The organism is Halomonas nitroreducens (genome assembly GCF_003966155.1).
Classification (GTDB): Bacteria; Pseudomonadota; Gammaproteobacteria; order Pseudomonadales; family Halomonadaceae; genus Halomonas; species Halomonas nitroreducens.
Window position 1 is genome coordinate 13524 of sequence record NZ_RXNS01000013.1, and the last position, 24308, is coordinate 37831.

Below are 24308 nucleotides of genomic sequence, written 5' to 3' on the forward strand. Positions count from 1 at the left end.
ACCTTCATTGTCCCGCAAGGGCGGTCGAGTGGCAAAGGCGGCCGACCCCACCCAGGGAGTCACGTAAGGATGAACCTGTTGCTGATTCGCCTGATCATCTTCGCCGTGCTGTTCTTCGCCGGCCTGAAGCTGTATCGCATGTATCGCGAGTGGAAGCTCGATCGCGAGGAAGCCGCCCAGGGCAGTCCCCAGGCCAACCAGATGGTGCGCTGCGCCTGGTGCCAAGTGCACCTCCCGGAGGACGAGGCCCTGCGGGAGAGGGGCCAGTGGTTCTGCTCGCCCGACCACCGCAACAAGTACCTGGAAGAGCAGCAGCACGGGGATTGACCCTGCCCTGCCCATGAGTCGTCAGGCCGTCACTCGCCCCGCCAGCCGGTAGGGCGCCGGATCGACGATCGGCTCACGCCCCAGCAGCTCATCGACCAGCAGGTGTGTCGAGGCCGGCGCCAGCACCAGGCCATTGCGGTAGTGGCCGGCATTCACATGCAGGTTGTCGACGCCCGGCAGCGCCCCGATGAAGGGCACCCCGTCCGGTGAGCCCGGGCGCAATCCCGCCCAGTGATGTTCCACCTCGCACTCGGCCAGGGCCGGGACGATCCGCGTCGCCGAGTGCCAGAGGGACTCGCGGGCCTCGCCGGACACGGACTTGTCGAACCCCGCCTCCTCCAGGGTCGACCCCGCCAGCACCCGGCCGTCGGCCCGGGGGATCACGTAGCGCCCGTCCATCAGCACCACCCGGCTGACCAGCCCCGGCGGGGCCTTGAAGAGGATCATCTGCCCCTTCACCGGCCGCACCGACAGCGACACCCCCAGCGGTGCCAGCAGGCCGGCCGCCCAGGCGCCGCCGCAGACGATGACCTGTTCCCCGCCGACGGTGCCCTCCATGGTGTCCACCCCCGAGATGCGTCCCCCCGCGAGGCGCAGCCCCGTGACCTCGCAGCCTTCCCGCAGCGACACGCGATCCATCTCGGCCAGGCGGCGGCGCAGGGCGCGGGTCAGCCGCGGGTTGCGGATGCTGCCGAGCGTCGGCATCCACAGCGCCCCGCGGCAGCCCGGCGCTGCTTCGGGCTCCTTGGCATAGAGGAAGTCGCCGGAAACCCGCTCCAGGGGCTTGCCGACCTCGCGGGCCCAGTCCATGGCCCGCACCTCGTCGTCGACACGCAGGTAGAACAGGCCCTTCTGGCGATACTCCGGGTCGATGCCGGTTTCCTCCAGCAGGCGCAGGGCCAGTTCCGGATAGAAGCCCTCCGACCAGGTGGAGAGGCGCGAGATGGGCGCGCTGTAGCGCCAGGGATACAGTGGCGAGACGATGCCGCCGCCGGCCCAGGAGGCCTCGCGTCCGCACTGGCCGCGTTCGAGAAGGGTCACCGAATGGCCGGCATCGGCCAGTTGCAGCGTCGTCATCATGCCGATGACGCCACCGCCCACAACGAGAAAATCACTCACGAGACGTGTCCGCTATCGCTTACGGAGAGGGCACGGCACCTGTCTAGCTTGAAGGAACACCCTTGGCATCGCACATGCGCAGGGAGGTGAGGCATGGGACAGGAGACCGCCGACGGCCTTCAGCTTACCGGCAGGCCACCGGCCATGGCAAAGCCCGCCCAGCGGGGCCTGACCCTGATCGAGTTGCTGGTGGCGCTCGCCGTGGTGATCCTCATGGCCACCTGGGGCGTTCCCAGTTTCCAGCAGTTTGCCGCCCGAAACGAGGTCGCCGCCGAGGTGATGCGAATCAAGACAGCCTTGGCGCTGGCACGGAATACCGCCGTGATGCGGCGCACCACCATCGCCGTCTGTGCCAGTTCGGGGCCACCCTATGAGACCTGCACCTTCGATGATTGGGATCAGGACTGGGTCATCGTGGAAGGCGAGGCAGTTGGAGGTGACCTAATCGATATCCCTGTCCTGCGCGTATTGCATGCCTCGGAGACGGTGGACGTCAGCTTCAACAGAAGCGACCGCCCAGTGCGCTATAGCTCACTGGGGCGGTCGCAGGGATATAACGGCACTTTCGATATTTGCAGCCAGAAAGGGGAAAGTGCGGCCATCATACTCAACAACCTAGGGCGAACGAGAGCCAAAGGACAAAGCTCGACCTGCTGACGGGGGTATAATCCCAGCCAGACTTTCCGAAAACTCAGCTCGTTATATTAGCGTCGTCGGCAGGATCTTCAAGCTCCACCCAACCGTCTAAATGTCCTGAAACAGGGACAAGAATCTTTCCTGTTTCACGAGCCTCGAAGTCCATACCACCGTTAGCGGTAATCGAGCCTGTTGCTACGATTGTACCGTATACCTTTGAATCACCGTTCTGTATAAAATCACCTTCTGAAAGAAACGCAGCATATGTCTCGGTCCCGGTCCCACCGTTCAGTTCAATATTGCCGCCGGAAACCACAAATGTATCTATCTCACCTGTATCGCCAATCGAGATGGCTCCATTGTGAACAAAACCACCTTCCGCCATTATTGTCACCCCACCAAAGTCACCCGTCACTGTGAGAACTCCAGGGCAGTGATATATTTTACTCCCCATCCCAGGACCATCATCTGGCGTGACAGCAACTGGAGCGAACTCACCAGCCGCGTCAATATCACAATCACCGTTGGCATCATGTGGCAATATCTTGATTTCATCATTATCCACCGTGATCGAATTTCCCTCTTCATCAAGTGGATTGATTATAGGGTCGTACTCCGGCGGATTATCGGGATTGGTAGGATTGTCTCCTGTATATGCAGACAATGTCAGAATCCCCTCATCCTCCAATAGCAACTTCTTCGCTTTATCGATTCGATCCTGTGCTGAGGGAATGTCCCGCGCAGGCACCCCACTGGCCGCACAGACGACATCTGTACATTCACCGGCATCTGGCGAATCAGAACCATCGATATTCATGTCCCCCGTTGACGTAATCGAACCTTCTGATACGACACGATCCTCAGGATTCCCTGTTGCCTGCAGACTGAGTGTCACGTCTGTATTAGAATGAACATCGCCAACAATCGTAGAGTTCCCAGTAAGATTTATCCCATTACCTAACATACTATTTATATAATCATAGCCAGGGGGAACTATTTCAACCCTTACACGCCTTGCAGACAGCTCATCACCATCAGAGTTAAAAACGGCCCCACGACTGAAGCCAAGCACATGTCCAGAACCACCACATTCCATATACGCCTTATAGGAAACATCCAGGTCACCACCTGCGACATCGTCACTAAATGTGTAGCCCGCCCCCTCTGAAGTGAACCCAGTAGCCGAAAGCGCCCCCCCCATATCATCACAGAACTCACTTCCAGGAGAGTAGGAATATGCTACTACCGAGCCCAGCATCTTATTAATGCCAACTTCAGCAGCCTGTAGAGCACTGACGGAAAACCTGTGATTACCCGCCATACGCTCCTCAAGCTGAGAAGACTGATAGCTTGACAATCCAAGCAAAGCAGCCACAACAAGAACGATAAGGCTGACGATAAGGGCCATACCTTTCTGGCTCTTCATAATTAGCTCTCCTCACCCCACAACTCTAGCGCTTTGCCCACAGCAGAGCGATTGGCGACACGAAAGTTAAACACTTCATCGGGCAACCGACCTTGATCGTCATGCATGGTCACTTGAACCCTGACACCAAGAGCCGAGTCAAAGTAATAAAAATTGATTGCACCAACACCAAGAACTATGGAGTCGGCAGAACCAAAAGCCGCACCACCACAGGATTGACTCATCTTTATAGAACCGTCACTGGCAAAGTACTTTACTTGATAAACATCATCGGAAGGGCAGATAGAATTATCCTTTTCAAAAGAAAGGATCAATTCATCACTATCGCTCAGCACATTACCTTCGCCATCGACAAAATCCGTATAAGATGCACTTCGTATATTATACGATATGGAATCAACTAAGAACCTCAACGAAGCCTGACGCTCTGCCATCGCCAACTCGTGATTGAATGCCTGCTTTCCCGTCAGGAAGAGCTGGAATGCTCCCAGGGTGATGAGCAACCCCACCACCAACGCCACCATCAACTCGACGAGTGAAAACCCTCTTTGGCTCGTTGACTTGGATCTGTGCATCTACCCATCCCTCACTCAGCAAGCACAACCTAAGAATCTGTACCGAGCAGACTCGCCACATAGACAATATTTGAGACTTCTTCATCTCCAAACCTGTCATCTGTCCATTCAACCGTAATTACGTACTTGCAGGCAATTGAGCCATCCTTAACAATTGTACCCGTAGAGGTGTCACTGTCCTTTATCAATCCAGGAATAGCGTCAACCCACTCGTTATGCCATTGATCCAATATAGTTTCAGATGGAGAGCTTCCAGCGACAGTAGCGGTTCCCTCAGGGCAAACGGTTGAAGCTGGTGCGCGCCGCCCGAGTTCTACCCACAGTCTCTCAACCATATCCTGTGCTGCTATGGTGGCAATGGATCGCTGATAGGCCGCATGTGAACTTTTCATAGCTTTAACTTGCATCATGGCCAAGCCAAGCAACCCGACTGTAAGTACCAGTAGAGCGACCAGCGCCTCAATTAGCGTGAAGCCTCGTGAGCCAAAAATGTAACCACCCTTCATATCAGCCTGCCTTATCAATGTTACCAGCGGCATTGACTTCTATCCCAGAGTCACCTACAGAGACAACGCAGGGCGAAACAGCTGCGCCCTCTCCATCTTCACATCTCTTTAAGCGACCAAGGGCATTAAAATCCACTTCAATATCATCTACGCTTAGCCTACCATCCTTCGACTCAATGACGCGGATAGGAGAACCGCTCGCTATAACACTTATGACCCAACTACCAGACGAGCTATCTATACTAACAGTTACATCGTCGCGTGTTTTTACGGCCTCACTTCTCGCATAATGGAAGCCGGAGAGCACCTTGTTGAATTCGGCGGCCTGGCGATTTCTCTCCACAAATCCCTGAAAATTTGGAACAGCAACAGTGGCCATAATAGCAATAACTGCTATCGTCACTAGCAGCTCAATCAAGGTGAACCCTTGACCTCTGGAGAAACATTTACCAGCAGTCATTGGCATCACCGGCCCCGTCACTCATATCAGCACCCGAGCCTTGAGTTCCATCACTCTTCACCCACAGCGTTTCACAACCACTGGTCACTGGCTTGGCGGGGCTGATTGCTTTCACTATAAACGTTGCACTTTCCCCATCCGTCCAAGGAGTGCCAACAAGCCCAATTGTGCTATAAGCACCTTCTGGAGACTCGGTTGTCACAAGACAGCTTTGCTTATAGGTACCATGTATTGTGTAACATCTTTCCATTTCCTGAGCTGCCTGCATCAATCCCGACTGCCCATCGGAGACTCTGGCCCGCTCCACGTATCCCGTATATCGAGGATAAGCGATTGATGCCAGAATCCCGATCACGGCCACCACGATCATCAGCTCGATCAGCGTGAAGCCGGCCTGGCGCCGGGCATGGCCTTCAGGGCCCTTCGTCCGGCGGCGTGTGCGAGTCATGGTCACGCGGCGCATCTCCCCTGCTTACGTCACGATTTGTATCAGTATGTATCAGGACTGTCGTTTCCGACAGCCAATGGTCACAAAAAAACCGGGCGCCTGCCCGGTTTTCTTGGCCGTACCAAAGGCTGAGGCGCTCGCTGAGCGCCGCAGACGCGGTAGCACAGGCCTAATCGCTGGCGATCACCCGTTCACGGAGTTCGCGGGGCATGGAGAAGGTGATGGTCTCCTCGCGGCCCGCGAGCTCCTCCGGCGCACTGGCGCCCAGCGCCTGGAGCCGCTCGATCACGCCCTTCACCAGCACCTCGGGGGCACTGGCGCCGGCGGTGACCCCCACCGCGTTCACGCCCTCCAGCCAGGCCGGATCGACCTGCTCGGCACTGTCGACCAGGTAGGCAGGCGTGCCGACGCGCTCGGACAACTCGCGCAGGCGGTTGGAGTTGGAGCTGTTGGGGCTGCCCACCACCAGCACCAGGTCGCAGCCGGCCGCGAGCTCGCGCACGGCGTCCTGGCGGTTCTGGGTCGCATAGCAGATGTCGTCCTTGCGCGGCCCGCCGATCTCGGGGAAGCGCTCGCGGAGGGCATCGATCACCCTGGCGGTGTCATCCATGGAGAGCGTGGTCTGGGTCACGAAGGCCAGGCGGCTCGGGTCCTTGACCTCGAGGCGCGCCACGTCGTCCTCGTCTTCGACCAGATAGATTCGGCCGCCATGGGAAGTATCGTAACGCCCCATGGTGCCTTCCACCTCCGGGTGTCCCTCGTGGCCGATGAGGATGCACTCCTGGCCGCGCCGCGCGTAGCGCAGCACCTCCATATGGACCTTGGTGACCAGCGGGCAGGTGGCGTCGAAGACCTTCAGCCCACGCCGCTCGGCCTCTTCCTGGACGGCCCGGGAGACGCCGTGAGCCGAGAAGATGACGATGACGTCGTCCGGCACCTCGTGCAGCTCCTCGACGAAGACCGCGCCTCGCTCGCGCAGGCTGTCGACCACGAAGCGGTTATGCACCACCTCGTGGCGCACGTAGATGGGCGGGTCGAAGACGTCCAGCGCGCTGTTGACGATATCGATGGCGCGGTCGACGCCGGCGCAGAAGCCACGGGGATTTGCCAGCTTGATTTGCATGGTTGCCTTGCCTTGATGCTCGGGCATCGTTCGATCAATGGGTCGTGGCGGGCTTCACGTCCAGCACTTCGACCTCGAAGGTCAGGGTACGCCCGGCCAGGGGGTGATTGAAGTCCACCTCGACCTGCTCGTCGTCGACACTCTTGATCACCCCGGGGAGCTCGCCGCCGGCGGCATCGGCGAAGGACATCACCATGCCCACCTCGGGGGTATCGCTGTCGAACTCCTCGCGCTTGAGCACCTGAATGTTCTGAGGGTTGTGCTGGCCAAAGCCATGCTCGGGGCTGATCTCGAAGCTACCCGACTCGCCGGTCCTCATGCCCTTGAGCGGCTGCTCGAAGCCCGGCGGCAGGTTGCCGTCGCCGACCTGGAAGGTGGCCGGCGCCTTGTCGCGGGTGGAGTCCACCTCGGTGCCATCCTCCAGTTTGAGGGTGAAGTGCAGGGTGACTTCCATGCCCTCGTCGATGCGGTGGCCTTGTGCGTGTTGGTCGCTCATGTGCTCTCTCGAAGCTGTGATGAAGGTCGCGTAGGGGCTGGTGGCTTGGATGACGCGGCGCGGCGCGGGTTCCTCAGTGGCCGCGTCGGGCTCGGCGACGTTCGCCGAACACCGACTCCCAGATCAGCCCGATGGCACCCAGAGTGATGCCGATGTCCGCCACGTTGAAAGCCGGGTAGTACCAGCCGGCGACATGAAAGGACAGGAAGTCCACCACATAGCCGTGCACCAGCCGGTCGTAGAGGTTGCCCAGGGCGCCGCCGATGATCAGTGCCAGGGCGGCGCCGAGCAGTTTCTCGTCGGCCCTCAGGCGGCGCATCCACACCGTCAGCCCCACGCTGGCCCCCACCGCGATGGCGGCGAAGAGCCAGCGCTGCCAGCCGGGGTGGTCGGCCAGGAAGCTGAAGGCCGCGCCGGTGTTGTGCAGCAGGGTCAGGTTGAAGAAGGGCAGCACCACCACCGGCTGGGCATAGGCCAGCAGGCTCGAGGCCAGGGCCTTGGTGCCCAGGTCCAGGGCCACCACGGCCACGGCGAGCCACAGCCAGCGCAACGGCTTGTGCATGGGCGCCGCCTTGGCGGCGCCCTTCGGGGTCTCCGGCATGCTGGTCCCCTCATGCATAGTGACGGGTCTCGCCGGGACCGTCCGGCAGGTTGCTCACGCAGCGGCCGCACAGGTCGTCATGCCCGGCATGGCGGCCCACATCCTCGCGGTGGTGCCAGCAGCGCTCGCACTTCGCGTGGGGGCTGGCCGCCACGGCGACCCTCAGGCCCTCGAGTTCGGTGGCCTCGGCGCTACCGCCCTCGGCCAGCGGCGCCAGGTGGACCTCGCTGGTCAGCATCACGAAGCGCAGCTCGTCGCCGAGCTTGGCCAGCGTCGCCTGCAGCGGCTCGTCAACGTAGAGGGTGACCTCGGCGGCCAGACTGCCCTTGATGGTCTTGGCGTTGCGGGCCTCCTCCAGGCACTTGTTGACGGCCTGCTTGACCTCCAGCACCTGCTCCCAGAACCCGCGGCCCAGGTCGGCATCCGCGGTCAGGGTACCGAGCCCCGTGTAGTACTCCTCGAGCAATACGCTGTCGCCGCGCTTGCCGGGGATGTGCTCGAAGATCTCCTCGGCGGTGAAGGACAGGATCGGCGCGACCCAGCGCACCAGCGCCTGGATGACGTGGTAGAGGGCGGTCTGGGCGCTGCGCCGGGCCACGGAATCGGCCTGGGTGGTGTACTGGCGATCCTTGATGACGTCCAGGTAGAAGCCGCCCAGCTCCCGAGCACAGAAGCCGTGCACCTGCTGGTAGACGTCGAGGAAGCGGTACTCCGCATAGGCCGTCTCGATGCGCGCCTGCAGCTGGGCGGCCCGGTCGACCACCCACTGGTCCAGGGCCAGCAGATCATCGAAGGCCAGGCCGTCGCGCTCGGGGTCGAAGCCGTTGAGGTTGGCCAGCAGGAAGCGCGAGGTATTGCGGATTCGCCGGTAGACGTCGGCGGTGCGCTTGAGGATCTCGTCGGAGACCGCCATCTCGCCGCCGTAGTCGGTGGAGGCGACCCACAGGCGCAGGATGTCGGCACCGAGCTTGTCCATGACCTCCTGGGGCGCCACCACGTTGCCCATGGACTTGGACATCTTGCGGCCGTGGGCGTCCACGGTGAAGCCGTGGGTCAGCAGGCCGCGGTAAGGGGGATGGCCATCCATGGCGCTGCCGGTGAGCAGCGAGGAGTGGAACCAGCCGCGGTGCTGGTCCGAGCCTTCCAGGTAGAGGTCCGCCCGCGGGCCCTGCTCGTGGCCATGGGGGTGCGAGCCGCGCAGCACGTGGCGATGGGTGGTGCCGGAGTCGAACCAGACGTCCAGGGTATCGGTGACCTTGTCGTAGTCGGCGGCCTCCTCGCCCAGCAGCTCGGCGGGGTCGAGGCGGAACCAGGCGTCGATGCCCTCGCGCTCGACGCGCTGGGCGGCCTCCTCCATCAGCGCCACGGTGCGCGGGTGCAGCTCGCCGGTGGCCTTGTGCAGGAAGAAGGGGATCGGCACCCCCCAGTTGCGCTGGCGGGAGATGCACCAGTCGGGGCGGTTGGCGATCATCGCATGCAGGCGCGCCTTGCCCCAGGCCGGGGTGAAGGTGGTGGCCTCGATGCCCGCCAGCGCCTTGTCGCGCAGGGTCCGACCGTCATTGCCGGCCAGATCCATGCCCACGAACCACTGGGCGGTGGCGCGGTAGATCACCGGGGTCTTGTGGCGCCAGCAGTGCATGTAGCTGTGGGTGATGGTCTTGTGGGCCATCAGCGCGCCCACCTCGTCGAGCTTGGCGACGATCTGCAGGTTGGCCTTCCAGATCATCTGACCGCCGAAGAACGGCAGGTCGTCCACATAGACGCCGTTGCCCTGCACCGGGCTCTCGATCTCGCTGAACGCCATGCCGTGGGCGCGGCAGGTCACGAAGTCGTCCACGCCGTAGGCCGGCGCCGAGTGGACGATGCCGGTGCTGCCGACCTCGGATTCCACGTAGTCGGCGAGATACACCGGCGAGCGGCGCTCGTAGAAGGGATGCGCGAACTCGATGCCGTCCAGGCGCTCCCCGGTGGCGGTGGCGATGATCTCGCCCTCGAGCCCGAAGCGCGAAAGGCATGACTCAACCAGCTCCTCGGCGAGCAGCAGCAGGCGCTCCCCGGCGTCCACCAGGGCATAGGTGAACTCCGGATGCACGTTGAGCGCCTGGTTGGCCGGAATGGTCCAGGGGGTGGTGGTCCAGATCACCACGGCGGCGGGCTTGGCCAGCGCCTCGAGGCCGAAGGCGGCAGCCAGCCGGTCATCTTCCGCGCAAGGGAAGGCCACGTCGATGGCATCCGACTGCTTGTCGGCGTACTCCACCTCGGCCTCGGCCAGGGCCGAGCCGCAGTCGAAGCACCAGTTCACCGGCTTGAGTCCCTTGAACACGTAGCCGCCCTCGACCATCTCGGCCAGGGCGCGGATCTCGCCGGCCTCGTTGGCATAGTCCATGGAGCGGTAGGGGTTGTCCCAGTCGCCGATCACGCCCAGGCGCACGAAGTCGGACAGCTGCCCCTGGATCTGCTCGGCGGCGTACTCGCGACACAGTTCGCGAGCCCTGGCCGGCTCCAGGTGCTTGCCGTGGGTGGTCTCCACCTTGTGCTCGATGGGCAGGCCGTGGCAGTCCCAGCCCGGCACATAGGGCGCGTCGAAGCCCGCCAGATTCTTCGACTTGACGATGATGTCCTTGAGGATCTTGTTGACGGCGTGACCGATGTGAATGCTGCCGTTGGCGTAGGGAGGGCCATCGTGGAGCACGAACAGCTCGCGGCCGCGACGCGCCTCGCGCAGGCGGTGGTAGAGGTCCATCTCCTGCCACTGCGCCACCCGGGCGGGCTCGCGCTTGGGCAGCATGCCGCGCATCGGGAACTCGGTTTCTGGCAGATTCAGAGTGTGCTTGTAGTCGCTCATATCCTGGGGGTCAGCCGTCGTCGTGGTCGGCGGGAAACCCCGCCGAGGAATCGGAAGTCACGGCCTCGCGCGCCAGCGGCGCCGATGCCAGAGGAAGGGGGTCGCCGGCGGTGTCGGCGAAGAAGCGCCGGGCACGCGCCTGGTCGGTGCGGATCTGCGCCTTCAGCTCGTCGAGGCTCTCGAACTTCACCTCGCCGCGAAGCTTGGCGCAGGGCAGCACCGAGAGGCGCTGGCCGTAGAGGTCGCCATCGAAGTCGAACAGGTGGACCTCGAGTACCGGCCGATGGCTGCCGACCGTGGGCCGCCAGCCGATGTTGGCCACGCCCTCGGCATGGTGCCCGTCGGGCAGCTCGGCGGTCACCGCGTAGACGCCCTGCAGGGCCAGCGAGCGGATGGGCTGGGGCAGGTTGGCGGTAGGCACGCCGATGGTGCGGCCGAGCTGGCGGTCGCGCACCACCCGCCCCCCGAGGCGGTAGGGGCGTCCCAGCATGCGCGCGGCCTGGGCGAAGTTGCCGCTGGCCAGCAGGGTGCGCACCCGGGAACTGGAAACCCGCTCGTCATCCAGCAGGAAGGTCCGGGTGTGCTCGACCCCGAAGCCCTGCTCGGCGCCCACCGCCTCCAGCAGCGGGAAGTCGCCGCGGCGATCGCAGCCGAAGCGGAAGTCGTCGCCCACCACCAGGTGGCGCACGCCGAGCCCGCGGACCAGCACCAGGTCGATGAACTCCCGCGCGGTGAGGCCGCGCAGGGCGTCGTTGAACGGCAGGCAGAGCACCCGGTCGGCGCCGAGCTCGGCCAGCAGCTCGACCTTGTCGCGCAGCCGGGTCAGCCGCGGGGGAGCCTGGTCGCCGGCAAAGAACTCGCGGGGCTGGGGCTCGAAGACTACCACGGTAACCGGCAGCGACAGCCTGCGGGCGCGCTCGCGCAGCTGATCGAGGATCGCCTGGTGGCCGCGATGGACGCCATCGAAGTTGCCGATGGTCGCCACGCAGCCACGATGCTCGTCGCGCAGGTTGTGCAGTCCTCGAATCACTTGCATGGGCGTCATCGCGAGTGGGTAAAGGGATCGATTATAACGGACCGGCGGCCCCTTGACAGCCGACGCGCCTTGGTCATCGGCATGCATCTGCCTACGGTGTCTGCGGAAAGCCCCGGGAGTCGAAGCGGATCCCGACGAATCCGAAGCCATACGGGCCAAGTGCCTCGCGCTCCAGCCGCCAGCTGTTGTCGCGACCAAAGCGCACGGCCTGCATCATAGTGTCCAGGTCGAGCCGCCAGACGCCCTTCTCCTGAACCAGGAAGTAAGGCGGGCACTGGCGCTCGGCCAGGGGCGCCAGCAGCACGGCACGTCGCTTCCCGACATCGGTCAGCTCACGCGCCACGGGACAGTCGGCCAGGCTGCGCGCCATCGTGTCCATCTGCGCCGGGGTCATCACCCAGTCCACCAGCATCTTGCGGGTGGCGAGGCTGTAGATCACGAGTTCGGGGTTGTCGTTGCGCTCCGCCATGGCGCGCCGATAGGCCGCCAGCACGTCACGAGGTGAGCCTCCCTCGGCGAACGTCACCTGGGCCTCGCGGGGCATCGCTCGCCCCTCGCCGAGACGCGCCGGCAGACGCGCCCCGGCACCGCCACTGCCGGCGATGGCCGGCACCAGATCGCCCTCGACCCGCTGGGCCTGGGCCACGATCAGCTCGGTGCTGGCCAGGATACCATCGGCGACCCGCCCTACGGTGAAGAACTCGGTCATCTGGCGCGCCTCCAGGTAGGCGACGAAGGCATCGACGAACTGCCCCTCCAGGCCATATCCCACCTCCAGGCGCACCTGGTCGGCCGACACGTCCAGCGCCAGCAGCAGCCCCCGGCCTTGGTCACCTCCGACGCCATGACGACGCACATAGTCGACAGCAAAGCGATCGAGATCGCCCAGCTCGCGGTCGATCACCACTCGATAGTCGATATCGTGGTCGGCCGCCAGGAAGGCGTGATATTCCGCCAGGCGTTGGCGTTCCGCTTCGTCAAGCAGGTCGATCCTGTCTTCCACTCGCGCAAGGCTATCTGCTGTCCGCTCAGGCCCACCTGCCCACCAGAGACCGCCCACCACCAGCACACCGGCCAGCACCGCCAGCCATCCGGGCAGGCGTAGCCCCGACCGGGCCAGCCGCCAGCTCAGCAGCAGAAGGCCAAGTCCGACCAGCAGGCCATTCGCCCCGGGAAGGTCAATCATGCGTCGCCCCCGCCTATTCAAACGCCACGGGGACCGGCTCCTCCGCCCCTGGCCGCGCCTCGAAGTAGTCACGGGGGGCCAGCCCCAGCGAGCCCGCCACCCAGCGCCCGATGAAGCCGCGCAGGGCGCCGTTGTAGTCGCGCACCGCCGCGTTGTAACGCAGGCGAGCCACATTGATGCGGTTCTCGCTCCCTTCCAGTTGGGCCTGCAGACGCAGGAATTGATCACCGCTGCGCAGCGCGGGATGCTCGCCGGCCTGGCGCATCAGGCGTGCCAGCTCCCGGGAGAGAGCCGCTTCCAGTCCGGCAAACCGCGCAGGGTCCCCACCGCCCCGGGCGGTCACCAGGGCGTCGCTCAGGGCGTCGGCGCGCTCGCGAACCAGCCGCACCAGCGTCTCGCTCTCGTAGGTCATGTGCTGCTGGACACTGCGCACCAGGTTCGGCACCAGATCGGCCCGGCGCTGCAGGGTGCTCTCGACGTCCGCCCAGGCCGCCGCCACACGCTCCTCGCTGTCCACCAGGCGGTTATGGGTCAGCCAGGGAATGGTGATCAGCACCGCCCCCAACAGCACGATGACCAGCAGGCGGACGGTGCCACCATCGATACGACGACTGCCCTGCGATTCGTCCATGCCGCGCCCTCCGATGTCATTACCTCAGCCAGCATAGACACTCCTGGCAGGCCTGAAAGGCGAAGGAAGCGGCTAGCCTTGCATCCGGAAATGGCGCAGCCGGACGCCGAAGGCGGCCAGCCAGGCGAAGTAGACCAGCGCGCCGGCCGCCACCAGCAGCGCCAGCCAACCGACCCGCTCCCACAGCGCCCAGCCAAGCCAGGCCTGCCAGTCGGGTGATAGCCAGCCCAGCCCCAGCCCCATCACCGCGCAGCCACCAACGAGCTGCACCGCATAGCGCCGCCAGCCGGGCTGAAACACCAGCACACCCTGCTTGTGCAGCAGGTAGCCCAGCAGGCCGGCATTGAGAAAGGCCGAGAGCGCAGTGGCCAGCGCCAGGCCGGCATGGGCCAGCGGCCAGATCAGGATCAGATTGAAGACCATGTTGGCGACCATGGCGATGATGCCGACCTTCACCGGCGTCTTGGTGTCCTGACGGGCGAAGAATCCCGGGGCCAGCACCTTGATCAGCATGAAGGCCACCAGCCCCACCGCATAGGCGCGCAGGCTCATCGCCGCCATGGCGATGTCATGGTCGGTCATGGCGCCGTAATGGAACAGGGTGATCAGCAGCGGCTCGGCCAGCACCACCAGCGCCAGGGCCGCCGGCAGGCCCAGCAGCAGCACCGCGCGCAGCGCCCAGTCCAGCATGGCGGCGAAGTGCTCACCGGACTGCTCGGCGTGGCGCTTGGACAGCGCGGGCAGGATCACCGTGCCGATGGCGATGCCGAACACCCCCAGGGGCAACTCCACCAGGCGGTCCGAGTAGTACAGCCAGGACACGCTGCCCGCCGCCAGCAGCGAGGCCAGCACGGTATCCAGCAGCAGGTTGATCTGGGACACCGAGACCCCGAACAGGGCCGGCGCCATCAGGCGCAGGATTTGCCGCACCCCTTCGTGGGCGAAGTGCGGCCAGGGACGCGGCAGCAGTCCCAGCCGGGCCAGGAACGGCACCTGGAAGAGCAGCTGGGCCGCGCCGGCAATCAGCACGCCCCAGGCCAGCCCCAGGGCCGGCTCGCTCATCAGCGGCGTCAGCGCCAGCGCCGCCCCGATCAGCGACAGGTTGAGCAGCACCGGGGTAAAGGCCGGCACCGCGAAGCGGTTCCAGGTGTTGAGCACGCTGCCGGCGAAGGCGGTCATCGAGATCAGCAGCAGGTAGGGGAAGGTCAGGCGCAGCATGTCGGCGGTGAGCGCCAGCTTCTCGGGGTCGCGCCCGAAGCCCGGCGCGAAGGCCCACACCAGCCAGGGCGCCGCCAGCATGGCCAGTGCCGTGATCAGCAGCAGTACGCCGGCGAGGCTGCCGGCCACGGCATCGAGCAGCTCGCGCACCTCCTCCCGGGTACGCCGGGTGGCATACTCCGAAAGTACCGGCACGAAGGCCTGGTTGAAGGCGCCTTCGGCGAACAGCCGGCGCAGGAAGTTGGGCACCTTGAAGGCGACGAAGAAGGCATCCGCGCCCTGGCCGGCCCCGAACAGGGCGGCGATCACCACGTCCCGGGCCAGGCCCATCACCCGGGAGAGCATGGTCATGGCACTGACGATCATTCCCGAGCGCATCAGCCCGCCGCCCCGGGGGGCGACGGTGCGGGGCGACGCATCGGACGGCGTCGGGTCGCTGTCGGAGGCTTGCTGAGGGTTGGGATCGGTCACCGCGCTCTTCCTTGCCACCTGTGGGGATATCATCGGGCACAAAAAAACCGGCCGCAGCCGGTTTTTCGATGGCATGCCCGCATCAGGCACGGGCATCCATTAAGGCGTCCGGCGCGCTTACGCTGCCAGGGCCTTGATGCGCTTGTTCAGGCGGCTCTTCAGGCGGGCGGCCTTCTTCTTGGACAGCACGTCCTTGTCGGCGATGCGGTCGATGACCGGCTGCGCCGCCTTGAAGGCGTCCATGGCCTGGGCGTGGTCACCGCCATTGATGGCTTTGATGACGCGCTTGATGTAGGTGCGGACCATGCTGCGCTGGCTCGCCTTCAGGACACGACGGCCTTCTGCCTGACGGGCGCGCTTGCGGGCTTGCTTGCTGTTAGCCACTGACTGTCTCCTTGGAGAAAGTTGTCACCGCCGACTCGGGCGGTTTTTGATAACGGTTTGATCCAACAGGGAAATCGAGAAATCCCCGTTGGCTTGGCCATCCGGCCGACTGCGGCTCGGGGACGCAGTCGCTACGGGCCGTGTCTGAGAGGATGGCGTATCCTATCACGCGCCCCGGCGGCTTGCCAGCCTTGCCACGGCCGAGGCCGCGTCATGACTGGCCTAGAGCACCACCAGGTTGTCGCGATGGATCAGCTCCGGGGCCTCCATGTAGCCGAGGATGGCCTCAATGCGGTGGCTGGGCTGGCCCAGCAGGCGCTGTGCCTCGTCGGCGCCGTAGTTGACCAGCCCCTTGGCCACCCGCTGCCCGGCCTCGTCGACGCAGAGCACCATATCACCGCGAACGAAGTCGCCGGACAGCGCCTTGACCCCCACCGGCAGCAGGCTCGAGCCGCTGCCGCGCAGCACCTTCACCGCCCCGGCATCCAGGGTCAGGCTGCCGCGCACCTGGAGCTGGCCCGCCAGCCAGCGCTTGCGCGCCGCCATCGGGGCTTGCTCGGGGGTCAGCAGGGTGCCCAGCCGCTCGCCGTCGGCCAGCCGCTGCAGCACGGCCGACTGGCGGCCACTGGCGATGACGGTGACCGCACCGGAGCGGGCCGCCAGCCGGGCCGCCCGCACCTTGGTCGCCATGCCGCCTCGCCCCAGCGACCCGCCGCCGCCGGCCACCGCCGCCAGCCGGGCGTCGTCGGCGCGTCCCTCGGCGATCAGTTGGGCATGAGGGTCGTGGCGCGGGTCGGCATCGAAGAGCCCTTCCTGGTCGGTGAGGATGACCAGGGCGTCAGCCTCCAGCAGGTTGGCCACCAGGGCGCCGAGGGTGTCGTTGTCGCCGAAGCGGATCTCATCGGTGACCACGGTGTCATTCTCGTTGACCACCGGCACCACCCGCATGTCGACCAGGGTACGCAGCGCCGAGCGGGCATTGAGGTAGCGCTTGCGGTTCGAGAGGTCGTCATGGGTCAGCAGGACCTGGGCGGTAATCAGGCCGTGGCGGGCGAAATGCCCCTCGTAGCACTCGGTGAGGCCGTTCTGGCCCACCGCGGCGGCGGCCTGCAGGGCATGCACCGCCGAGGGGCGCACTTGCCAGCCGAGCCGCACCATGCCCGCGGCCACGGCCCCGGACGACACCAGCACCACCTCCACGCCGCGCCGGTGCAGCTCGGCGATCTGGTCGACCCAGCCGCCAATCGCGGCCTCGTCGAGGCCGCGGCCATCGTTGGTCAGCAAGGCACTGCCGATCTTCACCACCACCCGCCGCATGGCCTTGAGGGCCTCGCGGCCGGGCACCTGCTCGTTGCTCACTATCCTTCCCTCGACTCGACCGTGGCTACCGCTTCCCTTTGGCCCTCAAGGGGCGTATTCGACCTCGACATCATAATCATCGTCGTCGAAGTCGTCGTCATCCTCGTCGTCACGCTTGCGCTTGCGACCCAGGCGGGCCTCGGTGCGCGCAACGGCCTCGTCCTCCATGCGACGGCGCATCTCGCGCTCGCGCTCGGCGGCCTCCTCGTCCTCGTTCTCCAGCTGGCGCTGCTCGGTCAGCCAGCGATAGGCCGCCTGCACCAGGGCCTCGGTGCCCTCGCCACTGATCGCCGAGACACGAAACACCGGGCCTTCCCAGCCCAGGCGCCGCACGATCTCGTCGGCCACCGCCTCGCGCTCCTCCGCCGGCAGCAGGTCGAGCTTGTTGAGCACCAGCCAGCGCGGGCGCTCGGCCAGCGTCGGCGAGAACTGTCCCAGCTCGTGGACGATGGCCTCGACGGCCGCCACCGGGTCGGACTCGTCGAAGGGCGCCACGTCGACGACGTGGAACAGCAGCCGGGTGCGGGTCAGGTGCTTGAGGAAGCGTAGCCCCAGGCCCGCACCGTCGGAGGCCCCCTCGATCAGCCCGGGGATGTCGGCCATCACGAAGTGCTCGTGCTGGCCGAGCTTCACCACGCCGAGGTTGGGCACCAGGGTGGTGAAGGGGTAGTTGGCCACCTTGGGCTTGGCCGCCGAGACCGAGCGGATCAACGTCGACTTGCCGGCGTTGGGCAGGCCCAGCAGGCCGACGTCGGCCATCACCTTCATCTCGAAGCGCAGGTTGCGCCGCTCGCCCTCGGTGCCCGGCGTGGTGCGGCGCGGCGCCCGGTTGGTGGAGGACTTGAAGTGGATGTTGCCAAGCCCCCGGCGGCCGCCCTGGGCCACCAGCACGACCTGGCCGATCTCGGTGACGTCGGCGATCACCTCGAGGGTGTCCTCGTCGATCACCGTGGTGCCGACGGGCACCTTGACATGCAGGTCATCGCCGGCTCGCCCGCTCATCTGCCGGCCCTGGCCGGGCTGGCCGTTCTGCGCCTTGTAGAAGCGCTGGTACTTGAAGTCGATGAGGGTGTTGAGGGCATCGTCACCGATCAGGTAGACGCTGCCGCCATGGCCGCCATCCCCACCGTCGGGGCCACCCTTGGGCACGTACTTCTCGCGGCGGAAGCTCAGGCAGCCGTTGCCGCCCTTGCCGGCTTCCACGATGATCGAGGCTTCGTCGACGAACTGCATCTGTCACTCTCCTGGCGGTGCATGCCGCCATGATACAAGAAGGCCCCGCCATGGCGGGGCCTTCTCGCTACAGGTCCGGGCGGTCTCAGGCGGAGACGACGCTCACGAACTTGCGGTTTTTCGGGCCCTTGGTCTCGAACTTGACCACGCCTTCGTCCAGGGCGAACAGGGTGTGGTCCTTGCCGATGCCCACGCCGGTGCCGGCGTGGAACTTGGTGCCACGCTGACGGACGATGATGTTGCCCGGGGTCACGGCCTGACCGCCGAACAGCTTCACGCCAAGGCGCTTGGATTCGGAATCGCGACCGTTACGTGTGGAGCCCGCTGCCTTCTTATGAGCCATTGCAAATACCTCGCTCGTTCAGGGGAACTGACGCTTACGCGGAGATCCCGGTGATCTTGACTTCAGTGAACCACTGACGGTGGCCCTGACGCTTCATGCTGTGCTTGCGACGACGGAACTTGATGATGTTGACCTTGTCGCCACGGCCGTGGGCGACGACCTCGGCGGCCACCTTGGCACCATCGACGGTCGGGGCGCCGACCTTGACGTCGTCATCGCTGCCCACCAGCAGGACCTCATCGAACTCGATGGTGTCGCCGGTCGGCACTTCCAGCTTCTCGAGCTTGAGAGTCTGGCCTTCCTGAACGCGGTACTGCTTGCCACCGCTCTTGATAACTGCGTACATGCTTGTCTCTCCGGTACTCATCGGGGTTGGCTCTTCTTCGGCCTGCTTCGAGTGGCGCCCCTTCCGGCAACCATCTGACAGGGAGCGAGATGAGTGGGCCGCGGATTATAACCGCGACGCCCTCGCCACACAACCCGCAACCCGTCCCGCGCGCCGGCTGGCCCGCCCTGGAACCCGGCCGGACGGCGCTTGCCTTGACGCCCCCCGGGGGGCCCCATAGCATGACCGGCAATCCCAGGCCAGCGCGGCAGGCGAAGACGCCCCGCTCCGGCTCCCACCTTATTCTTGTCGATGCCACCTCCATGCCAGCCACCCCTTCGTCGCCACAGCTAGACGCCGCCATCCCCGCCTCGCCCATCCATGCGGTAGTCGCCGAGGACTTCGCCGCCGTCAACCGGACCATCCTGACGCAGCTGGCCTCACGGGTGCCGCTGGTGGAGACCATCGGGCAATACATCATCGGCAGTGGTGGCAAGCGACTGCGTCCGCTGCTGGTGCTGCTGGCCGCCCGCGCGCTGGGCTACCAGGGCGACCGGCATGTCACGCTGGCCACCCTGATCGAGTTCATGCACACCTCGACCCTGCTGCATGACGACGTGGTGGACGAGTCCCACATGCGGCGCGGCAAGGCCACCGCCAACGACGCCTGGGGCAATGCCCCCTCGGTACTGGTCGGCGACTTCCTCTACTCCCGCTCCTTCCAGATGATGGTGGACGTGGGCTCGATGAAGATCATGGAAGTGCTCTCGGCGGCGACCTGCACCATCGCCGAGGGCGAGGTCCAGCAGCTGACCAACGTCGGCAACCCCGACGTCGACGAGGCCGCCTACTTCGAGACCATCCAGGGCAAGACCGCCATGCTCTTCGAGGCCGCCTCCCACAGCGGCGCGATCATCGCCGACGCCACGCCGGAGCAGGAGGCCGCCCTGCAGGCCTATGGCCGCTACCTGGGCCTGGCCTTCCAGCTGATCGACGACCTCCTCGACTACCAGGGCGACGCCGAGGCCATGGGCAAGAACGTGGGCGACGACCTGGCCGAGGGCAAGCCGACCCTGCCGCTGATCCAGGCCATGGCCGTGGGCACCCCCGACCAGGCCAAGATGGTGCGCCGCGCCATCCGTCAGGGCGGCCTGGACCGCCTCGACGAGGTGCTGGCCATCGTCAACGACACCGGGGCGCTCGACTACACCCGTGCCCGCGCCGAGGAGATGTCGGCCAAGGCCCTGGCCCAGCTCGATCTGCTGCCCGACTCCCCCTTTCGCGACAGCATGGCCGAACTGGCCCGCCTCGCCGTGGAGCGGCGCACCTGAGAATCAGCGGGAGATGCGACACAGGACTTGCATCGCCACAGCGGACACGTATAATACGTCTCCGTTGAGGCGACAGCCCAACATATCGGAGTATAGCTCAGCTTGGTAGAGCGCTGCCTTCGGGAGGCAGAGGTCGTAGGTTCGAATCCTGCTACTCCGACCACCGGATTCCGTAAGGCCCTGCAGATCCCTGCAGGGCCTTTTTCGTTTTCGCCGCCCCTTTGCCGGGGCTGCCATCAGCGCCCTACCCGCTCGAACAGGCCTCTGGATTCCGCCTGCAGGTCATCCAGCGCCTCGCCCAGCAACCCGAGGAAGGACTTGGTCAAGCCGGACTGGCCCCGCTGCCTGGGGAAGATCACGCTGTAGCGGTAGGCCACCCGTGGCTCGAAGCGCTTGACGACCAGGCCGAGGCGACGATAGTGCCAGGCCGTGATGGGGTCGACCAGCGATACCCCGCTACCCGCCAGCACGAAGGCACAGGCGGCGTAATGCAGCTGGGTGTCGATCAGCAGCTGACGCTTGACGCCGGCGTTCTCGAACACCCCGTCGATGGTGTGGCGGATGCTCTGCTCGGAGCCTAGTGAAACGAACACCTCACCCTCCAGGTCAGCCGGCCTCACCACCTCTCGCTCCGACAAGGGATGCCCCGGCGGCAGCGCGCAGACCAGACGACTGTCGGCCAGGGTGCGCTCCTCCACCGCGGGATCGTCGAGGGCAATCCCGGAAATCACGCCCAGGTCGAACTGCTGGCTGGCCACCAGATCGACCACCTGCTGGGTACTGCGTACCTGAAGGGTGACCGACACCCCCGGATGCGCCTGGCTGAAGCGATCCGCGAGGGCCGGCAGGAACTCGACCGAGGCCGCCGGCATGGAGGCGACTCTCAGCGAGCCCAGATGAAACTCCCGCAACTCCTCCGCGGCGCGCGAGAGCTGCTCCAGCGAGACGAAGGCGCGTTCGACCTCCTCGAAGAAGAACCGGGCCTCGGGCGTCGGATGGAGACGACGTCGACGGCGCTCGAACATCGTCACGCCGACCGTTTCCTCGAAGTCCGCCAGCAGGCGACTGATGGCCGGCTGGGACACGCAGAGGATATCGGCCGCCCCGCTGGTCGTGCCGCTGATCATCACCGCCCGGAAGGCCTCGATCTGGCGGTAGGTCAGTTTGGCCATGGCACCCCCAAGTTAACAACATCGTATTATCAAATCATACAAACAAACGATTTGATGTTATATAGCGCCGCTCCCAAGATAGCCCTGCAAGCCACGGCCCCGGCTTACAACCACAACAAGCGAGACAGGCCTTATGGAACGACTCTTTCGCTATACGCTCACCCTGCTGATCAGCACGGTCGCGGCCGCCCAGTTCATCCAGGTCGTGACCCGCTACCTCTTCGAGACGCCCGTCATGGGACTCGAGGAGGTCGCCGTGATCCCGACGATCTGGCTCTACATCCTTGGCAGCGTCAATGCCTCCCGCGAGGACACCCAGATCCGGGCCAATGTCCTCGACATCTTCCTCAAGACCGATCGCGCACGCGCGGTGCTGCAGGCCATCGCCGACACCATCAGCATCACCGTCTCGATCTGGCTCACCCTGTGGGCCTGGGACTACTTCGCCTATGTGCTGCGCGTCGACAAGGAGACGCCCACCCTCTACCTGCCCACGATCATCTATGAATCGGCCCTGTTCATCGGCCTGGTGCTGATGATCGCCTTCACGCTCTGGCACCTGGTGCGCAATCTCGGCTTCCTGTTCGGCTTCCGCCAGCACCCGGACCATGCCCCCGAGGACCCCGATTATCCGGAGACCTCCGAGGTGCACGAGTTCCAGGTACTCACCGATTCGCAGAAGGACAAGTCCCATGATTGAGATCGCCCTGCTGGCCTTTGCTGTCCTGATCCTGCTGCTGACCCTCGGCGTCCCCCTGCCGTTCTGCTTCGGCGCCGCCCTGATGGTGATGACCCTGGTCGGCGAAGCCACCATGCGCGGCATGATGGTCTGGGGCTTCAGCCAGCTGACCAATCCTGTGCTGCTGGCCATCCCGCTGTTCGTCTTCGCCGGGACCCTGATGAGCGTCAGCGGCATCGCCGGCAGCCTGCTGCAGTTCGTCAATGTCTTCGTCGGGCGTATCCGCGGCGGCCTGGGGGCCGTGGCTGCCGTGAGCTGCGCCATCATCGGCGCCATCTCCGGCAGCGGCCTCACCGGCATCGCCGCCATCGGCCCGCTGCTGATTCCGGAAATGGAGCGCAAGGGCTATCCCCGCGCCTACTCCACGGCGCTGATCGCCAACTCGTCGATCCTCGGCCTGCTCATTCCGCCCAGCGTCACCATGATCGTCTACGGCTGGGTGACCGACACCTCCATCCTGGCCAGCTTCCTCGCCACCCTGGGGCCGGGCCTGCTGATCATGTTCAACTTCTGCCTGGTCAACATGGTCATGTCGCGCAAGTTCGACCTGGTCCTCGATGAGCCCCTGCCCTTCAACAAGATGGTCGGCGAGGCCAGCCGCCGCACCGGCCATGCCCTGCCGGCGCTGCTGATGCCCGTGATCATCCTGGGCGGCATCTACGGCGGCATCATGACGCCCACCGAGGCCGCCGCCGTGGCCGTCATCTATGCCTTGCCGGTGGGCTTCATGATCTACCGGGGCCTGAACTGGGGCACCCTGCTGGAATCCGGCAAGGAGTCGGCCACGGCCGTCGGCGCCATTCTCATCATGATCCTGTTCAGCCTGATGCTCAGCCAGATCTACGTCATGGAGAGCATTCCCCAGGCCCTGGTCGACATGATCTTCCAGATCACCGACAACAAGCTCGTCTTGCTGCTGCTGGTCAACCTGCTGCTGTTCTTCATCGGCATGATCGTCAACGACATCACCGCGATCATCCTGACCGCCCCGCTGCTGTTGCCGCTGATGGAAGCCCTCGGCGTCAGCTCCGTGCAGTTTGCCGCCATCATGGGCGTCAACACCGCCATGGGCGGCGTGACGCCCCCCTATGCCAGCATCCTCTATCTGGGTTCGCGGATCGGCAAGGTGCGCTTCACCGAGGTGGTGAAGCCCGCCATGACGCTGATTCTCTTCGGCTATATCCCGGTGGTGGTGCTGGTGTCCGCCTGGCCCGACCTGTCGGAATACCTTCCCGGCCTGTTCGGCTATTGATGCATCCCCCCACCCGTCCCAAGCAGGAGACAACAATGAAAACCTTCTCGATGAAAGCCCTCGTCAGTGCCGTCGCCCTCTCTGCCGCGATGACCACGGTGGCCGAAGCCACCACCCTCAAGCTGTCGCATGTCCGCCCGCAGGACACGGCCATCGACACCGCGGCGCAGGCCTTCGCTGACGATGTCTCGACGGCGACCGACGGAGAGCTGACGGTTCGCCTCTTTCCGGCCAACGCCCTCGGCGATTACACCGTGGTCCAGGAACGTGTCGGCCTGGGCGCCGTGGACATGGCCGTGCAACCCCCGTCCTCGGGCGCCGACAAGCGCTTCCAGCTCGCCTACCTGCCCTACCTCGTCCGGAGCTGGGAGGACGCTGAGCAGGTCTTTGCCGACGGCGCCTCCATGCGCGAGGAGGTCGAGAGCATCTATGCCGACCAGAACATCCATGTGCTCGCCGCCTGGCCGGTCTACTTCGGGGGCGTGGCCCTGAACAGCGAGGTCGAGAACGCCGCGGATCCCACCGTCGACAAGGGGGCCAAGCTGCGCGTCCCGCCGATGAAGTCCTTCCAGCTGATGGCCGACAACATCGGCTTCATCGGCTCGCCGCTGCCCTTCTCCGATGCCTTCACCGCGGTGCAGACGGGCGTGGTGGATGGCGTCATGGGCTCCGGGGCCGAGGGCTACTACGCTTCCTTCCGCGACGTCACCAACTACTACCTGCCGCTTAACACCCACTTCGAGATGTGGTACCTGCTGATCAACCAGGACATCTACGACGAGCTCGACGAGGCCCAGCAGCAGGCGCTCAGCCAGGCCGCCGAACGCTTCGAGGCCGCCCGCTGGGAGGGCGCCGAGGCCGACCAGGCCCGCAACGAGCAGCTCCTCGAGGAGGCCGGCGCCACCATTGTGCCGGTATCCGATGAACAGATCGCCGCCCACGCCGAGATCGTCCGGGACACCGTCTGGCCGGTCATCCTGGAGGACATCGGTGCCGACTGGGCCAACTCCGTCCTCGACGACGCCATTCGTTGATCCATCAGGGCCCGGCTGTCCGGCCGGGCCTG

At 64.9% G+C, this 24308-nt stretch carries 26 protein-coding genes and 1 tRNA gene; 7 read left to right on the forward strand and 20 right to left on the reverse strand.

Features of this window, described 5'->3' with window-relative positions; all coding sequences use genetic code 11:
- Positions 1–69: 69 nt before the first annotated feature.
- Positions 70–327, forward strand: coding sequence for a PP0621 family protein (locus tag EKG36_RS13730; RefSeq protein WP_126485058.1), 258 nt, complete (start codon positions 70–72; stop codon positions 325–327).
- Between the two features lie 21 nt (positions 328–348).
- On the opposite strand, the gene thiO is transcribed toward EKG36_RS13730, so the two are convergent.
- Positions 349–1446 carry a glycine oxidase ThiO gene (thiO, locus tag EKG36_RS13735; RefSeq protein ID WP_126485060.1) on the reverse strand — a complete coding sequence of 366 codons (1098 nt, stop codon included), beginning with the start codon at positions 1444–1446 and terminating at the stop codon, positions 349–351.
- A gap of 93 nt (positions 1447–1539) precedes the next feature.
- Between thiO and EKG36_RS13740 the strand changes: the two genes are divergently transcribed.
- Positions 1540–2103 carry a GspH/FimT family pseudopilin gene (locus EKG36_RS13740; RefSeq protein WP_126485062.1) on the forward strand — a complete coding sequence of 188 codons (564 nt, stop codon included), beginning with the start codon at positions 1540–1542 and terminating at the stop codon, positions 2101–2103.
- Between the two features lie 34 nt (positions 2104–2137).
- Here EKG36_RS13740 and EKG36_RS13745 read toward each other — a convergent pair whose 3' ends face one another.
- The 18 genes from EKG36_RS13745 to rplU form a co-directional block, all read right to left on the reverse strand.
- The gene (locus EKG36_RS13745; protein WP_126485064.1) at positions 2138–3508 is read right to left on the reverse strand and encodes a pilus assembly PilX family protein; all 1371 of its coding nucleotides are present in this window, start codon (positions 3506–3508) and stop codon (positions 2138–2140) included.
- A 2-nt stretch (positions 3509–3510) separates the two neighbouring features.
- The gene (locus EKG36_RS13750) at positions 3511–4083 is read right to left on the reverse strand and encodes a PilW family protein (RefSeq protein WP_126485066.1); all 573 of its coding nucleotides are present in this window, start codon (positions 4081–4083) and stop codon (positions 3511–3513) included.
- A 29-nt stretch (positions 4084–4112) separates the two neighbouring features.
- Complete coding sequence (gene pilV / locus EKG36_RS13755; protein ID WP_246007514.1) at positions 4113–4622, reverse strand: type IV pilus modification protein PilV; 510 nt, start codon at positions 4620–4622, stop codon at positions 4113–4115.
- Entirely contained in the window at positions 4591–5049 is a 459-nt protein-coding gene (locus tag EKG36_RS13760; protein WP_185827560.1) for a pilus assembly FimT family protein, read from the reverse strand. The genes pilV and EKG36_RS13760 overlap by 32 nt, the downstream gene beginning before the upstream one ends.
- Positions 5036–5497, reverse strand: a complete 462-nt coding sequence (locus EKG36_RS20965) for a type IV pilin protein (protein ID WP_126485277.1) — start codon at positions 5495–5497, stop codon at positions 5036–5038. The genes EKG36_RS13760 and EKG36_RS20965 overlap by 14 nt, the downstream gene beginning before the upstream one ends.
- A 169-nt stretch (positions 5498–5666) precedes the next feature.
- Positions 5667–6620, reverse strand: a complete 954-nt coding sequence (gene ispH / locus EKG36_RS13770; protein WP_246007515.1) for a 4-hydroxy-3-methylbut-2-enyl diphosphate reductase — start codon at positions 6618–6620, stop codon at positions 5667–5669.
- 34 nt (positions 6621–6654) lie between these two features.
- Positions 6655–7116 carry an FKBP-type peptidyl-prolyl cis-trans isomerase gene (gene fkpB, locus EKG36_RS13775; protein WP_126485071.1) on the reverse strand — a complete coding sequence of 154 codons (462 nt, stop codon included), beginning with the start codon at positions 7114–7116 and terminating at the stop codon, positions 6655–6657.
- 73 nt (positions 7117–7189) lie between these two features.
- Complete coding sequence (gene lspA, locus EKG36_RS13780; protein WP_126485073.1) at positions 7190–7717, reverse strand: signal peptidase II; 528 nt, start codon at positions 7715–7717, stop codon at positions 7190–7192.
- Between the two features lie 10 nt (positions 7718–7727).
- Positions 7728–10562: an isoleucine--tRNA ligase gene (gene ileS / locus EKG36_RS13785; protein WP_126485075.1), complete on the reverse strand. Its 2835-nt coding sequence runs from the start codon at positions 10560–10562 to the stop codon at positions 7728–7730.
- 10 nt (positions 10563–10572) lie between these two features.
- On the reverse strand, positions 10573–11598 hold the full coding sequence (ribF, locus tag EKG36_RS13790; protein WP_126485077.1) for a bifunctional riboflavin kinase/FAD synthetase: 1026 nt from the start codon (positions 11596–11598) through the stop codon (positions 10573–10575).
- Between the two features lie 91 nt (positions 11599–11689).
- A complete protein-coding gene (locus EKG36_RS13795; protein ID WP_126485079.1) occupies positions 11690–12784 on the reverse strand; it encodes a TPM domain-containing protein in 1095 nt (364 codons plus the stop codon).
- Between the two features lie 13 nt (positions 12785–12797).
- Positions 12798–13415 carry a LemA family protein gene (locus EKG36_RS13800; protein ID WP_126485081.1) on the reverse strand — a complete coding sequence of 206 codons (618 nt, stop codon included), beginning with the start codon at positions 13413–13415 and terminating at the stop codon, positions 12798–12800.
- Positions 13416–13487: 72 nt separating this feature from the next.
- On the reverse strand, positions 13488–15011 hold the full coding sequence (gene murJ, locus EKG36_RS13805; protein WP_126485279.1) for a murein biosynthesis integral membrane protein MurJ: 1524 nt from the start codon (positions 15009–15011) through the stop codon (positions 13488–13490).
- Positions 15012–15221: 210 nt separating this feature from the next.
- Entirely contained in the window at positions 15222–15488 is a 267-nt protein-coding gene (gene rpsT / locus EKG36_RS13810; RefSeq protein WP_126485083.1) for a 30S ribosomal protein S20, read from the reverse strand.
- Between the two features lie 222 nt (positions 15489–15710).
- Complete coding sequence (gene proB, locus EKG36_RS13815) at positions 15711–16805, reverse strand: glutamate 5-kinase (protein ID WP_185827563.1); 1095 nt, start codon at positions 16803–16805, stop codon at positions 15711–15713.
- 87 nt (positions 16806–16892) lie between these two features.
- Positions 16893–18080: an Obg family GTPase CgtA gene (cgtA, locus tag EKG36_RS13820; protein ID WP_126485087.1), complete on the reverse strand. Its 1188-nt coding sequence runs from the start codon at positions 18078–18080 to the stop codon at positions 16893–16895.
- 85 nt (positions 18081–18165) lie between these two features.
- Positions 18166–18423 (reverse strand): 50S ribosomal protein L27, encoded by a 258-nt coding sequence (rpmA, locus tag EKG36_RS13825; RefSeq protein WP_097790539.1) that lies wholly within the window; start codon positions 18421–18423, stop codon positions 18166–18168.
- A gap of 34 nt (positions 18424–18457) precedes the next feature.
- Positions 18458–18769: a 50S ribosomal protein L21 gene (gene rplU, locus EKG36_RS13830; RefSeq protein ID WP_126485089.1), complete on the reverse strand. Its 312-nt coding sequence runs from the start codon at positions 18767–18769 to the stop codon at positions 18458–18460.
- Positions 18770–19071: 302 nt separating this feature from the next.
- Between rplU and ispB the strand changes: the two genes are divergently transcribed.
- Together ispB and EKG36_RS13840 are read left to right on the forward strand one after the other, a co-directional pair.
- Positions 19072–20079: an octaprenyl diphosphate synthase gene (gene ispB, locus EKG36_RS13835; protein ID WP_126485091.1), complete on the forward strand. Its 1008-nt coding sequence runs from the start codon at positions 19072–19074 to the stop codon at positions 20077–20079.
- 86 nt (positions 20080–20165) lie between these two features.
- Positions 20166–20242 (forward strand) — tRNA-Pro (locus EKG36_RS13840).
- A gap of 73 nt (positions 20243–20315) precedes the next feature.
- Here EKG36_RS13840 and EKG36_RS13845 read toward each other — a convergent pair.
- Positions 20316–21251, reverse strand: coding sequence for a LysR substrate-binding domain-containing protein (locus EKG36_RS13845; RefSeq protein ID WP_126485093.1), 936 nt, complete (start codon positions 21249–21251; stop codon positions 20316–20318).
- Positions 21252–21384: 133 nt separating this feature from the next.
- Between EKG36_RS13845 and EKG36_RS13850 the strand changes: the two genes are divergently transcribed.
- The 3 genes from EKG36_RS13850 to dctP are packed head-to-tail and all read left to right on the forward strand — an operon-like array spanning position 21385 to position 24276.
- Complete coding sequence (locus EKG36_RS13850) at positions 21385–21951, forward strand: TRAP transporter small permease (protein WP_126485095.1); 567 nt, start codon at positions 21385–21387, stop codon at positions 21949–21951.
- Entirely contained in the window at positions 21944–23242 is a 1299-nt protein-coding gene (locus tag EKG36_RS13855) for a TRAP transporter large permease (protein WP_126485097.1), read from the forward strand. Before EKG36_RS13850 ends, EKG36_RS13855 begins: the two co-directional genes overlap by 8 nt.
- A gap of 35 nt (positions 23243–23277) precedes the next feature.
- Positions 23278–24276 carry a TRAP transporter substrate-binding protein DctP gene (dctP, locus tag EKG36_RS13860; protein WP_126485099.1) on the forward strand — a complete coding sequence of 333 codons (999 nt, stop codon included), beginning with the start codon at positions 23278–23280 and terminating at the stop codon, positions 24274–24276.
- Positions 24277–24308 lie beyond the last annotated feature (32 nt).

Excerpts from the sequence above, each read along its gene's own strand:
- EKG36_RS13730 (WP_126485058.1), top strand. The coding sequence starts at position 70 with ATGAACCTGTTGCTGATTCGCCTGATCATCTTCGCCGTGCTGTTCTTC.
- EKG36_RS13740 (WP_126485062.1), top strand. The coding sequence starts at position 1,540 with ATGGGACAGGAGACCGCCGACGGCCTTCAGCTTACCGGCAGGCCACCG.
- EKG36_RS13745 (WP_126485064.1), bottom strand. The coding sequence starts at position 3,508 with ATGAAGAGCCAGAAAGGTATGGCCCTTATCGTCAGCCTTATCGTTCTT.
- EKG36_RS13750 (WP_126485066.1), bottom strand. The coding sequence starts at position 4,083 with ATGCACAGATCCAAGTCAACGAGCCAAAGAGGGTTTTCACTCGTCGAG.
- pilV (WP_246007514.1), bottom strand. The coding sequence starts at position 4,622 with ATGCCGCTGGTAACATTGATAAGGCAGGCTGATATGAAGGGTGGTTAC.
- EKG36_RS13760 (WP_185827560.1), bottom strand. The coding sequence starts at position 5,049 with ATGACTGCTGGTAAATGTTTCTCCAGAGGTCAAGGGTTCACCTTGATT.
- EKG36_RS20965 (WP_126485277.1), bottom strand. The coding sequence starts at position 5,497 with ATGACTCGCACACGCCGCCGGACGAAGGGCCCTGAAGGCCATGCCCGG.
- ispH (WP_246007515.1), bottom strand. The coding sequence starts at position 6,620 with ATGCAAATCAAGCTGGCAAATCCCCGTGGCTTCTGCGCCGGCGTCGAC.
- fkpB (WP_126485071.1), bottom strand. The coding sequence starts at position 7,116 with ATGAGCGACCAACACGCACAAGGCCACCGCATCGACGAGGGCATGGAA.
- lspA (WP_126485073.1), bottom strand. The coding sequence starts at position 7,717 with ATGCCGGAGACCCCGAAGGGCGCCGCCAAGGCGGCGCCCATGCACAAG.
- ileS (WP_126485075.1), bottom strand. The coding sequence starts at position 10,562 with ATGAGCGACTACAAGCACACTCTGAATCTGCCAGAAACCGAGTTCCCG.
- ribF (WP_126485077.1), bottom strand. The coding sequence starts at position 11,598 with ATGCAAGTGATTCGAGGACTGCACAACCTGCGCGACGAGCATCGTGGC.
- EKG36_RS13795 (WP_126485079.1), bottom strand. The coding sequence starts at position 12,784 with ATGATTGACCTTCCCGGGGCGAATGGCCTGCTGGTCGGACTTGGCCTT.
- EKG36_RS13800 (WP_126485081.1), bottom strand. The coding sequence starts at position 13,415 with ATGGACGAATCGCAGGGCAGTCGTCGTATCGATGGTGGCACCGTCCGC.
- murJ (WP_126485279.1), bottom strand. The coding sequence starts at position 15,011 with ATGCGCTCGGGAATGATCGTCAGTGCCATGACCATGCTCTCCCGGGTG.
- proB (WP_185827563.1), bottom strand. The coding sequence starts at position 16,805 with ATGCGGCGGGTGGTGGTGAAGATCGGCAGTGCCTTGCTGACCAACGAT.
- cgtA (WP_126485087.1), bottom strand. The coding sequence starts at position 18,080 with ATGCAGTTCGTCGACGAAGCCTCGATCATCGTGGAAGCCGGCAAGGGC.
- rpmA (WP_097790539.1), bottom strand. The coding sequence starts at position 18,423 with ATGGCTCATAAGAAGGCAGCGGGCTCCACACGTAACGGTCGCGATTCC.
- rplU (WP_126485089.1), bottom strand. The coding sequence starts at position 18,769 with ATGTACGCAGTTATCAAGAGCGGTGGCAAGCAGTACCGCGTTCAGGAA.
- ispB (WP_126485091.1), top strand. The coding sequence starts at position 19,072 with ATGCCAGCCACCCCTTCGTCGCCACAGCTAGACGCCGCCATCCCCGCC.
- EKG36_RS13845 (WP_126485093.1), bottom strand. The coding sequence starts at position 21,251 with ATGGCCAAACTGACCTACCGCCAGATCGAGGCCTTCCGGGCGGTGATG.
- EKG36_RS13850 (WP_126485095.1), top strand. The coding sequence starts at position 21,385 with ATGGAACGACTCTTTCGCTATACGCTCACCCTGCTGATCAGCACGGTC.
- EKG36_RS13855 (WP_126485097.1), top strand. The coding sequence starts at position 21,944 with ATGATTGAGATCGCCCTGCTGGCCTTTGCTGTCCTGATCCTGCTGCTG.
- dctP (WP_126485099.1), top strand. The coding sequence starts at position 23,278 with ATGAAAACCTTCTCGATGAAAGCCCTCGTCAGTGCCGTCGCCCTCTCT.